The organism is Streptomyces cahuitamycinicus (assembly GCF_002891435.1).
Taxonomy (GTDB): Bacteria; Actinomycetota; Actinomycetes; order Streptomycetales; family Streptomycetaceae; genus Streptomyces; species Streptomyces cahuitamycinicus.
Genome location: NZ_POUC01000285.1, coordinates 1 through 10,637, shown reverse-complemented (window position 1 = coordinate 10,637; position 10,637 = coordinate 1). Strand labels below are relative to the sequence as shown.

13 protein-coding genes are annotated in these 10,637 nt (G+C 68.2%); 6 read left to right on the top strand and 7 right to left on the bottom strand.

Going from position 1 to position 10,637, the window contains the following annotated elements; genetic code table 11:
* Window positions 1-89 precede the first annotated feature (89 nt).
* The 3 genes from C1J00_RS29665 to C1J00_RS29655 form a co-directional block, all read right to left on the bottom strand.
* Window positions 90-299, bottom strand: coding sequence for an HTH domain-containing protein (locus C1J00_RS29665; protein WP_003992902.1), 210 nt, complete (start codon window positions 297-299; stop codon window positions 90-92).
* Window positions 300-400: 101 nt separating this feature from the next.
* Window positions 401-1,366: a zinc-binding dehydrogenase gene (locus tag C1J00_RS29660; RefSeq protein WP_102912071.1), complete on the bottom strand. Its 966-nt coding sequence runs from the start codon at window positions 1,364-1,366 to the stop codon at window positions 401-403.
* A gap of 282 nt (window positions 1,367-1,648) precedes the next feature.
* Window positions 1,649-2,881, bottom strand: coding sequence for an NAD(P)-dependent malic enzyme (locus C1J00_RS29655; RefSeq protein WP_102912070.1), 1,233 nt, complete (start codon window positions 2,879-2,881; stop codon window positions 1,649-1,651).
* A 626-nt stretch (window positions 2,882-3,507) separates the two neighbouring features.
* Here C1J00_RS29655 and C1J00_RS29645 point away from each other — a divergent pair.
* From C1J00_RS29645 to C1J00_RS29635, 3 genes are read left to right on the top strand one after another with little or no spacing between them, the layout of a single operon-like run.
* The gene (locus tag C1J00_RS29645) at window positions 3,508-4,458 is read left to right on the top strand and encodes an ABC transporter substrate-binding protein (protein ID WP_102912068.1); all 951 of its coding nucleotides are present in this window, start codon (window positions 3,508-3,510) and stop codon (window positions 4,456-4,458) included.
* A gap of 32 nt (window positions 4,459-4,490) precedes the next feature.
* Entirely contained in the window at window positions 4,491-5,432 is a 942-nt protein-coding gene (locus C1J00_RS29640; RefSeq protein WP_102912067.1) for an amino acid ABC transporter permease, read from the top strand.
* Window positions 5,429-6,190 (top strand): amino acid ABC transporter ATP-binding protein, encoded by a 762-nt coding sequence (locus tag C1J00_RS29635; RefSeq protein ID WP_102912066.1) that lies wholly within the window; start codon window positions 5,429-5,431, stop codon window positions 6,188-6,190. The genes C1J00_RS29640 and C1J00_RS29635 overlap by 4 nt, the downstream gene beginning before the upstream one ends.
* A gap of 56 nt (window positions 6,191-6,246) precedes the next feature.
* On the opposite strand, the gene C1J00_RS29630 is transcribed toward C1J00_RS29635, so the two are convergent.
* Complete coding sequence (locus C1J00_RS29630) at window positions 6,247-7,017, bottom strand: class I SAM-dependent methyltransferase (RefSeq protein ID WP_102912065.1); 771 nt, start codon at window positions 7,015-7,017, stop codon at window positions 6,247-6,249.
* Window positions 7,018-7,106: 89 nt separating this feature from the next.
* On the opposite strand from C1J00_RS29630, the gene C1J00_RS29625 reads away from it, so the two are divergent.
* Window positions 7,107-7,757 carry a CGNR zinc finger domain-containing protein gene (locus C1J00_RS29625; protein ID WP_146046278.1) on the top strand — a complete coding sequence of 217 codons (651 nt, stop codon included), beginning with the start codon at window positions 7,107-7,109 and terminating at the stop codon, window positions 7,755-7,757.
* Here C1J00_RS29625 and sodX read toward each other — a convergent pair.
* Window positions 7,640-8,074 (bottom strand): nickel-type superoxide dismutase maturation protease, encoded by a 435-nt coding sequence (gene sodX / locus C1J00_RS29620; protein ID WP_102912064.1) that lies wholly within the window; start codon window positions 8,072-8,074, stop codon window positions 7,640-7,642. The genes C1J00_RS29625 and sodX overlap by 118 nt on opposite strands.
* Window positions 8,075-8,219: 145 nt before the next feature.
* Here sodX and sodN point away from each other — a divergent pair, with 145 nt between their 5' ends.
* On the top strand, window positions 8,220-8,615 hold the full coding sequence (gene sodN, locus C1J00_RS29615; RefSeq protein WP_031140564.1) for a superoxide dismutase, Ni: 396 nt from the start codon (window positions 8,220-8,222) through the stop codon (window positions 8,613-8,615).
* Between the two features lie 7 nt (window positions 8,616-8,622).
* On the opposite strand, the gene C1J00_RS29610 is transcribed toward sodN, so the two are convergent.
* On the bottom strand, window positions 8,623-9,777 hold the full coding sequence (locus C1J00_RS29610) for a tyrosine-type recombinase/integrase (protein WP_102912063.1): 1,155 nt from the start codon (window positions 9,775-9,777) through the stop codon (window positions 8,623-8,625).
* A gap of 21 nt (window positions 9,778-9,798) precedes the next feature.
* A complete protein-coding gene (locus tag C1J00_RS29605; protein ID WP_102912062.1) occupies window positions 9,799-10,302 on the bottom strand; it encodes a helix-turn-helix domain-containing protein in 504 nt (167 codons plus the stop codon).
* A gap of 120 nt (window positions 10,303-10,422) precedes the next feature.
* Between C1J00_RS29605 and C1J00_RS29600 the strand changes: the two genes are divergently transcribed.
* On the top strand, window positions 10,423-10,617 hold the full coding sequence (locus C1J00_RS29600) for a helix-turn-helix transcriptional regulator (RefSeq protein WP_102912061.1): 195 nt from the start codon (window positions 10,423-10,425) through the stop codon (window positions 10,615-10,617).
* Window positions 10,618-10,637: the final 20 nt, after the last annotated feature.

Genomic DNA, 10,637 nt, shown 5'->3' with positions numbered 1-10,637 from the left:
TATAAGAGACAGGCCCTCACCACCCCCGTCCACGTGCGCGTACGCGCCCTTCACCACGTCGCGGGCGTCCTTCGTGAACCGCTCGAACATCAGTGCCTCCCGTACTTCTTGTGCACGGCCTGCCTGCTCACACCGAGTTCGGTGGCGATCTCCTGCCACGACCAGCCCTGATTGCGCGCGTTGCGCACCTGCACGGCTTCCAACTGCTCCAGCAGCCGGCGCAGCGCGGCGACGGCCCGCAGGCCGACCCGTGGATCACGGTCACCGGCACGTTCGGCCAGATCGGTTGCTTCGGTCATACCGTCAACCTACATTGACGCGCGGCTTGCGTCAACCACAGTTGACATACGAAAACGGCCGGCCCACCCGGGACCGGCCGTCGACGCACCTCCAGGAGGATTCAGTGATTCGTCAGCACGACCTTGCCGAACTGCTCTCCCGAAGCCAGCCGCTCGAAGCCCTCACGCGCGCGGTCCATGGGCATGACCTCGTCGATGACGGGCCGCACTCCGGTCGCGGCACAGAACGCGAGCAGGTCCTCCAGTTCGTCCTTGGTGCCCATCGTGGATCCGACGACCTTGAGTTCAAGGAAGAAGATCCGGGTCAGCTCGGCGTGCGAGGGCCTGTCGCCACTGGTGGCGCCGGAGATGACCAGCGTGCCGCCGGGCTTCAGCGACTTCACGGAATGCGACCAGGTGGCGGCCCCGACGGTCTCGATCACGGCGTCGACCCGCTGCGGCAGCCGCGCCCCGGACTCCAGCGCCTCGACAGCCCCGAGCTCCACGGCCCGCTTCCGCTTGGCTTCGTCGCGGCTGGTGGCGAAGACCCGGAGTCCGGCAGCCTTGCCCAGCACGATGGCAGCCGTGGCGACACCACCGCCGGCGCCCTGCACCAGCACGGAGTCGCCGGGGCGGACACCCGCGTTGGTGAACAGCATCCGGTACGCGGTCAGCCACGCCGTGGGCAGGCAGGCGGCCTCCTCGAAGGAGAGCTCCTCGGGCTTGGGCAGGATGTTCCAGGTCGGCACGGCGACCTGCTCGGCGAAGGTGCCCTGGTAGCGCTCGGTGAGGATGGACCGGGGTTCCTTAGGGCCGACCCCGTGCCCGCTCTGTCCGATCACGGAATGCAGGACGACCTCGTTGCCGTCCTCGTCGACACCGGCGGCATCACAGCCGAGGATCATCGGCAGCTTGTCCTCTGCGAGGCCCACGCCACGCAGGGACCAGAGGTCGTGGTGGTTGAGGGAGGCGGCCTTGACCGTGACGGTGCTCCAGCCGGGGCGGGCCTCGGGAGCCGGACGCTCTCCCAACTCCAGGCCGGAGAGCGGCTGGTCGCGGTCGATTCGGGCGGCGTAGACAGCGAACATGACCTCGACGATAGGTTCCACCACCTGCCGAGTGGAACCACCGACGTCTGTGAGACACACCCTCTTGCCAACGTCCAGGAGTCGGTGCCGCCGAACGAGCGACAGGCCCACGCGTCAAGCGAAGGCGCACCCCACCGGCGAGGACGAAGCAGCACCCGCACCACCGCCGGAGGCACCCCGCACCCTGGCCGGAGGCACGCACACCACCCGAACAGCCGCACACAAGCGCAAAGAAATGGCCCCGCCCGTCCCGGGCAGGGCCACATCACACCAGCGTCGGCGTCAGCGCCGGGCCACACCCTCGGCACGGGCCGCAGCCGCCACCGCGGCCGTGACCGCCGGAGCGACCCGCTCGTCGAACGGCGACGGGATGACGTAGTCGGCGGCGAGATCGTCCCCGACCACGGCGGCCAGCGCCTCCGCGGCGGCCAGCTTCATCCCCTCGGTGATCCGGGAGGCCCGCACCTGCAGCGCCCCCGCGAAGATCCCCGGGAACGCCAGCACGTTGTTGATCTGGTTCGGGAAGTCCGACCGCCCGGTCGCGACGACCGCCGCGTACTTGTGCGCGACCTCGGGGTGCACCTCGGGGTTCGGGTTCGCCATGGCGAAGACGAACGCACCCTCGGCCATCGTCGCCACCGCGGACTCCGGCACCGTCCCGCCGGAAACACCGATGAACACGTCGGCGCCGTCCAGCGCCGCCTCCAGCGACCCGGTGATCCCGGTTTTGTTCGTGAACCCGGCCAGGTCCTGCTTGACCGGTGTGAGGTCGTCCCGGTCCGCCGACACGACACCCTTGCGGTCGGCCACCGCCACATCCCCGATCCCGGCCTCGACCAGCATCTTCGCAATGGCGACACCGGCCGCACCGGCGCCGGAGATGACGGCCCGCAGCTCCCCCAGCGCCCGCCCGCTCAGCCGCGCGGCGTTCCGCAGGGCCGCCAGCGTCACCACGGCCGTGCCGTGCTGGTCGTCGTGGAAGACCGGGATGTCCAGCCGCTCCTGCAGCTTCCGCTCGACCTCGAAGCACCGGGGTGCCGAGATGTCCTCCAGGTTGACCCCGCCGAAGGACGGTGCGAGCCGCACCACGGTCTCGACGATCTCGTCGACGTCCGTGCAGTTCAGGGCGATCGGCACCGCGTCCACGCCGCCGAACTGCTTGAACAGGATCGCCTTGCCCTCCATCACCGGGAGGGAGGCCTCGGGCCCGATGTCACCGAGGCCCAGCACGGCCGTACCGTCCGTCACGACGGCCACGACCGACGACTTCCACGTGTAATCGTGCACGAGCTCCGGCTGCTCCGCGATCGCGCTGCACACCTTCGCGACGCCGGGCGTGTACGCCAGGGACAGGTCGTCCTTGTCGCGGACCGGCACGGTGGCCTGCACAGCCATCTTGCCGCCGCGGTGCAACGCGAACGCCGGGTCGAAGGAGTCGAGGGGCTCCGCACCGCCCTCGTGGTCCGTGTCGCCGGTCTTGCTCTCGCTGCGAGGATTGACGATCTCCGCTGCCACTTCGTTTTACCCCTTAAATCTTCATTGTTTTGAGGGTGGCCACTCCTGGTGAGGGGTGGGCGGGCACCGCGCAGGCCCCTGTCGTGCTTGTGCGTGTATACGCACGGGCGCGTACGCGATGGGCGCGCCGCACACGCGCCCTGAGCCCCGGATGAGGGGTGTAAGGACCCTTCTTACCGGACGGACCGCACCGACGACGAGTCCATAACGCGAAGGTCACATGACGGCGACCTGACTCTTCGTCCAAAACCGGGACAAGGCCTGGACAAGACAGCCATAACCACTCAAACATCAGCAAAGCTCGCGGTCACCGTCTTGAAATCCCGGGATATACCGAAGATCTTCCGTCCGGAAGGGGCGATTCCCATAGAAGGTCCGGCCGTGATGTACCGGAGTGATGCGGTTCGGGGGTCGCCCGTTATCCGATTTTGACATGGCTGGCCCCCAGAATCGCGCAGTCCGAATGGCAAGATGCCGTCATCACACGAGGTCGCGACACTCGAAGAGGTGTGCTCTCGTCGACCCACGGCACTGCCGAAACCTTCGGCGTGCCACGGCGCTGCCGAACCCCATCGGCAGCAGCCCGCCCCATCGGCAACTCCACCCATCCGCCGGAGGAACCCACCATGACCGCAAGCTCCACCCGTCGTACGACCGCCGCGCACTCCCGGCTAGCAGCGGTCGGTGCGATCGCGGTCGCAGGCGCGCTGATGCTCACCGGATGCGGTGACCAGACCAAGGACACCGGCTCGAGCGACACCGCGGCCTCGGCCCCTCTCGCCGACAAGCTGCCGCAGGCCATCCGCGACAAGGGTGTCATCAAGGTCGGCTCCGACATCGCCTACGCCCCGGTCGAGTTCAAGGACAGCTCCGGCAAGGTCGTCGGCATCGACCCGGACCTCGCCGCCGCCATGGGCAAGCAGCTCGGGGTCGACTTCCAGTTCGAGAACGGCACGTTCGACACGCTGATCACGGGTCTGCGCTCCAAGCGGTACGACATCGCCATGTCCGCGATGACCGACACCAAGGACCGCCAGGAGGGCATCGACTCCGACACCGGCAAGAAGGTCGGCGAGGGCGTCGACTTCGTGGACTACTTCACCGCCGGTGTCTCGATCTACACCAAGAAGGGCGACGACCAGGGCATCAAGACCTGGTCCGACCTGTGCGGCAAGAAGATCGTGCTGCAGCGCGGCACGGTCTCCGAGGACCTCGCCAAGGCGGAGTCGAAGAAGTGCCCGGCCGGCAAGAAGATCACCATCGAGCCCTTCGACAACGACCAGCAGGCCCAGACCCGCCTGCGCGCGGGCGGCGCCGACGCCGGCTCGTCCGACTTCCCGGTCGCCGCGTACGCGGTGAAGACCTCCGGCGGCGGCAAGGACTTCCAGCTGGTCGGCGAGCAGGTCGAGGCCGCCCCGTACGGCATCGCGGTCGCCAAGAACCAGACGCAGCTGCGTGATGCCCTCAAGGCCGCGCTGGACGCCGTCATCGAGAACGGCGACTACGAGAAGATCATGAAGAAGTGGGGCGTGACGGACGGCTCCATCGACGCGGCCACCATCAACGGCGGCAAGTGACCGCAGATCAGCGGCACTGAAAGGCAACACCCGTGACTGTTGACATCGACAAGACGCCGGCCGACACGCCCCCGGCCGGACCGGAGGCCATCAAGGCCATCCCGGTCCGGCACTACGGGCGTTACGTCTCCGCCGTAGTCGCCATCGCCCTGCTGGTCGGGGTCGTCTACGCGTTCTCCCAGGGCAAGATCAACTGGGATGCGATCCCGGACTACTTCTTCGACGACCGCATCCTGGACGGCGTCGGCAAGACGCTCCTGCTGACCGTTCTGTCCATGGCGATCGGCATCGTCGGCGGCGTCCTGCTCGCCGTGATGCGCCTGTCGAAGAACCCGGTGACCTCGTCGATCGCGTGGTTCTACATCTGGTTCTTCCGCGGCACCCCGGTCCTGGTGCAGCTGATCGTCTGGTTCAACCTGGGCCTGGTCTTCGAGTACATCAACCTCGGGCCGTTCTACAAGGACGAGTGGTCGGACTTCATGACCCCGTTCCTGACGGCGCTGCTGGGGCTCGGCCTCAACGAGGCCGCGTACATGGCGGAGATCTGCCGGGCCGGCCTGCTCTCGGTCGACGAGGGCCAGACCGAGGCGTCGCACGCGCTGGGCATGAGCCACGCCAAGACGCTGCGCCGGATCGTCATCCCGCAGGCGATGCGCGTGATCGTGCCGCCGACGGGCAACGAGGTCATCAACATGCTGAAGACGACCTCGCTGGTCTCGGTCGTCCAGTATCCCGAGTTGCTCCGAGCGGCTCAGGACATCGGACAGACCTCCGGCGCCCCCGCCGAGATGCTGTTCCTGGCGGCGGCCTGGTACCTGCTGCTGACCTCGGTCTTCAGCGTCGGCCAGTACTACCTGGAGCGGTACTACGCGCGTGGTTCGAGCCGGTCCCTGCCGACCACCCCGTTCCAGAAGATCAAGGCGAACCTGCTGTCCCTGTCCAACCGCTCGGCGTCGACGGGAGGCACCGCATGACCGCCATGGTCAAGGCCGAGGGCGTCCACAAGTCCTTCGGCCCCGTAGAGGTCCTCAAGGGCATTGACCTGGAGGTGAAGTCCGGCGAGGTGTTCTGTCTCATCGGCCCCTCCGGCTCCGGCAAGTCGACCTTCCTCAGGTGCATCAACCACCTGGAGAAGATCAACGCCGGCCGTCTGTACGTCGACGGAGAGCTGGTCGGCTACCGCCAGAAGGGCGACAGGCTCTACGAGCTGAAGGACAGCGAGGTCGCCGTCAAGCGGCGGGACATCGGCATGGTCTTCCAGCGCTTCAACCTGTTCCCGCACCTGACGGCCGTGGAGAACGTCATGGAGGCGCCGGTCCAGGTCAAGGGCGTGAGCAGGGGCGAGGCCCGGCAGCGTGCCCTGGAGCTCCTGGACCGAGTGGGCCTGGCCGACAAGGCGGGCAGCTACCCCTCGCAGCTCTCCGGCGGCCAGCAGCAGCGCGTCGCCATCGCCCGGGCCCTCGCCATGGACCCGAAGCTGATGCTGTTCGACGAGCCGACCTCGGCGCTCGACCCGGAGCTGGTCGGTGACGTCCTGGACGTCATGCGCGACCTTGCCGAGTCCGGCATGACGATGATCGTCGTCACGCACGAGATGGGCTTCGCCCGCGAGGTGGGCGACAGCCTGGTCTTCATGGACGGCGGTGTGGTGGTCGAATCCGGTCACCCACGCGAGGTGCTGACGAACCCGCGGCACGAGCGGACGAAGTCGTTCCTGTCCAAGGTGCTCTGACGGTACGCACGGCGAGGGGGCGGTACGGAATCTCCGTGCCGCCCCCTTCGCGCGGGCTACTTCATGGCGAGCAGCAGGGTGTCCGAGGGCGAGCACCACACCGGCCTGGCCTCGTCGAAGCCCTTCTCGCGCAGCACGCGCGCGTGCCACTGGACCGACGGCATGTCACCGTCGGCGTGGTCGCCGTAGATCTCGTAGCGCCGGGCCGTGGGTTCGGCGAGGACCGGGTCCTTGGCTGCGAGCTGCCACCACTCCGTCCAGCCGAGGACGCCGGATTCCCTGGCCCGTTCCATGCGGGCGTGCCGCTGCGCCCGCTCGGCGGCGTTGATCCGCGGCGTCGACTCGTCGATCATGTGGTCCGCGTTCATGAAGACACCGCCGGCGCGGACGAGTTCCGCGACCTGGCCGTAGAGGTCCGCGAGGGGTTCCCGGTGCAGCCAGTGCAGGGCCGTCGCGGTCAGGACGGCGTCGTACGAGGCGTACGGCAGCCTCGCCGGCCAGTCGGGGTCCTTGAGGTCGGCGGTGACGAGGCGGACCCGGTCGTCGCCCGCGAAGGTGCCCTCGGCGATGGCGAGGAGCGCCGGGTCGAGGTCGACACCGGTGCTGGTGGCGTCGGGGAAGCGGGCCAGCAGCCGGGCCGTGATGGTGCCCGTGCCGCAGGCGAGGTCGAGGACGCGCGGGGCGGTGCCCACGAGGGCCTCGACCATGTCGAGCATGATCCGGAACCGCTCCTCGCGGTCGGGCATGTACCACTCGTGCTGCCGGTCCCAGCTCTCCTGCCAGGCCTGCCAGTCCGCGGTGGCCGTCGTGATGTCCGCGTCCGTCATCGAGCCCCTCCCTCGTAATACCCTGGAAGCACCATCAGCTGTTACAAGTGCGCACTCACGACCATAAAGCCCCTCCGTAAGGACTACAAGTGGAACTGGCCTATTACTCGGACTACGCCGTGCGTCTCGTCAACACCGAGGAACCGGCCCGGGGCAAGGACGCGCTGACGTCGGTCGAGGCCGTCCGTGATCTGTTCGGGGGCAGCCAGTCGGCGGCCCGCCGGGCCACCGACGCGGACGTGACCCGCTTCCGCTCGGTCCGGGCCCGGCTGCGCGCGGTCTTCGAGGCGGCCGACGCGGGCGAGGAGAGGCTCGCCGTCGACCTGCTGAACTCGCTGCTGCTGGAGTTCCCGGTGAGCCCGCAGGTCTCCGGGCACGACTTCCGGGACGACGACGGCCGCCCGCTGTGGCACATGCACTTGGCGGACCACCCGTCGAACGCCACGGCGGGCTACGCGGCGATCGCGGCGATGGGCCTGGCGTTCCACCTGACCGAGTACGGCGTGGACCGCCTCGGCCTGTGCGAGGCCGCCCCCTGCCGCAACGCCTACCTCGACACCTCCACCAACCGCTCCCGGCGCTACTGCTCCGACCGCTGCGCGACCCGGGCGAACGTGGCGGCCTACCGCGCCCGCAAACGCCTTGAAGCCGACCGGTCAGAGAGGACCGGCCTGGCGGCCGACAGCGCCCAGCCCAGCAGCGCCCACGGCGACCGCCGACCGGACCTGCGCGGCCGGTAGCGGAACCGGACCCGCCCCAGCACCAGGTCGTCGGGGACGACTCCGTAGTCGGTGCTGTCGCCGCCGGCGTAGGCGTTGTCCCCGAGCACCCACCAGCCGCTCTCGCGCCGTTGCGCCACCCTCTTGACGACCAGCAGGTCCTGCTGGAAGGGATGCCGCAGTACGACGACGTCCCCGGGCCTGACCCGGCCCCCGTAGTGCACCAGGAGCCGGTCCCCGTGGTACAGCGTGGGCACCATGGACGGTCCGGTCACCTCGGCCACCCCGAAGGGCGGGGCGGGCCTGCCCCGCTCGGACTCCTGCGACAGCTCCGGCATCACCCGGCACCTCCCCGGTTCTTCCTCCACCAGTCTCAGTCTCACCCCGGACTTTTGTCCTAAGCCCATGGGGGCACCCGCGAAAAGCCGTCCCTCACGGAGTAATGTCCCCTGTGAGAAGACGATCACGAGGAAGGAATGCTTCATGCTTTCCCGCCTGTTTGCCCCCAAGGTCAAGGTCAGTGCCCACTGCGACCTTCCCTGCGGTGTGTACGACCCCGCCCAGGCCCGCATCGAGGCGGAGTCGGTGAAGGCCGTGCAGGAGAAGATGGCCGCCAACGACGACCCGCACTTCCAGGCGCGCGCCACCGTCATCAAGGAACAGCGCGCCGAGCTCGCCAAGCACCACGTCTCGGTGCTGTGGAGCGACTACTTCAAGCCCCCGCACTTCGAGAAGTACCCGGAGCTGCACCAGCTGGTCAACGACACCCTCAAGGCCCTCTCGGCCGCCAAGGGCTCGACCGACCCGGCCACCGGCCAGAAGGCGCTGGACTACATCGCCCAGATCGACAAGATCTTCTGGGAGACCAAGAAGGCTTGATCTATGGCTAGGCCGTTTGACCTGCGGTTTCGCGGGTCACATCGCCTACCTGTCCGCACCCGGTCCGCAGGCCGCCGAGAACGGCGTCCATGACGGTCCGGGTGCGGTCTTCTTCGCCCGGCCACAGGTGCGCGTAGATCCGCAGCGTGATGACGGCGGACGCGTGGCCGAGGACGAGCTGGACCTGCTTGACGCTCGCTCCGCCGGCGATGAGGGCGGAGGCGTAGAAGTGGCGCAGGTCGTGGGTCACCATGTGGGGCAGCTCGACGGGCTTGCGGCCCTCGCGTTCGGCTGCCTCGTTCTCCGCTGCTTGGAGCGTCCTGCGGGCGCAGTTCCACTCCGTCTTCCAGCGGCGGTAGTTGAGGGGCTCGCCTTCCTCCATCGTGAACAGCCACTCCTTGGAGGGGCGTGCGGCGAGGTGCGTGAGAAGGGCGTCCGTGACGACCTCGCCGACCGGGACCGTGCGTCGGGACTTGGCGGTCTTCGGCGGGCCGATCTTCCCGGACTGCAGTCGCTGCCGCTCGACGCGGATGGTGCCGGCCTTGAAGTCGACGTCCGACACCATGAGGCCCAGCAACTCACCTATGCGCAAGCCTGATCCGGCGAGCGTGACGATCGCCGCGCGGATGTACGGCGGCATCACGCCGGCCATGGCTTCGACCTGCGCGACCGTGGGCGGGGTGACCTCCTCGTCCGGCATGGGCGGGAGGGTGATCCGGCGGCACGGACTAGAGGCGATGACCTTGTCCTCGACGGCCGCGGTCATGAGGCGTACGAGGACGTCGTAGACGTTGCGCACACTGCCGGGGCCGAGCAACTCGGACAGGCTTTTGAAGAGCACCTGGAGGTCGTTGCGGCGTATCGCCGCCATCGCGCGGGAGCCCAGCGCCGGGACGAGGTGGAGTCGGAGCGCGTTGTCAGTGATGCGCTCCCCCGCCTCGCTGGCGATGAGTGACTCCTCCCACTTCTTCGCGTACTTCTCGAACGTGATCCGTCCGGCACGGGGGTCGACGTACTGGCCGGTGACGATGCTGGCCGTGACCTCGTCCAGCCAGCGCTGAGCGTCGATCTTGCGGTCGAAGTGGCGGGCGTGCTCCTTGCCGTCGAGGTCTCGGTAGCGGGCCCGCCATTTGCCATTGGGGCGCTTCTGAATGTTCGCCAAGTGGCTTCTCCCTTGGGTTGGTTATCGGTGGTAGCCGCCGCCCTCGATGTGCTCGGTGAGGGTGCGGGCGTCGCGCTCATCGCCCATGAGGCGAAGGCACTGCTCGTGGATGGCCCGTGAGCTGTCGGGGTGGGCCTGGATGTAGTCGGCGATACCGATGACGGCGCGGTGCAGGCGGTCCTCGGCGTCGCGTGTCTCGTAGTACGCCTCGACGGCTTCCTGGACGAGCCGTCTGCTGTCGAGGTCCAGCCCTTCCAACGGCGGGGACATCAGCTCTTCGAGGGGCAGCTCGAAGACGCGAGCGAAGGCGAGGGCTTCGTCGACATTGATGCGGCGGCGCGGGGTGCCGTTCTCGATGCGCCAGACCGCGGTCTGGTTCATCTTGACGCCAGCCTTGGACACCCGATCCGCCAGCTCGATCGTGCTCCACCCCCTGACCTCGCGCTCCAGTGCCACCCGCGCGGCGATGTTGCCCTCGCTGTAGAGCAGCGGCACCTCACCACCGTCGACCTTGTCGCCTGCCATCGAACCTCCATCCTGACCGTTGCTTTCCCAATTGAAACATGAGCTTGCCGATTTGGCTAACCGGCGATCGTCGAGTACAACCTATGCAGACCGAATTGCCGCCTAGTCGATTGGGAATGCATGCGATATCTGACCACCGCCGAGGTCGCCGAGCGCTACCGCACAGCGGAGAGCACCGTCCGCTACTGGCGCCAGATCGAGAAGGGACCGCGCAGCATCAAGATCGGCAAGCGGGTGCTGTACCCCGAGGCCGAGCTGCTGCGGTACGAGCGGGCTCTGATCGACGGCCGGGAGGAGTGGGGTCTGGCCTCCTGAGCCGTCGGCGCCCCCCCCCC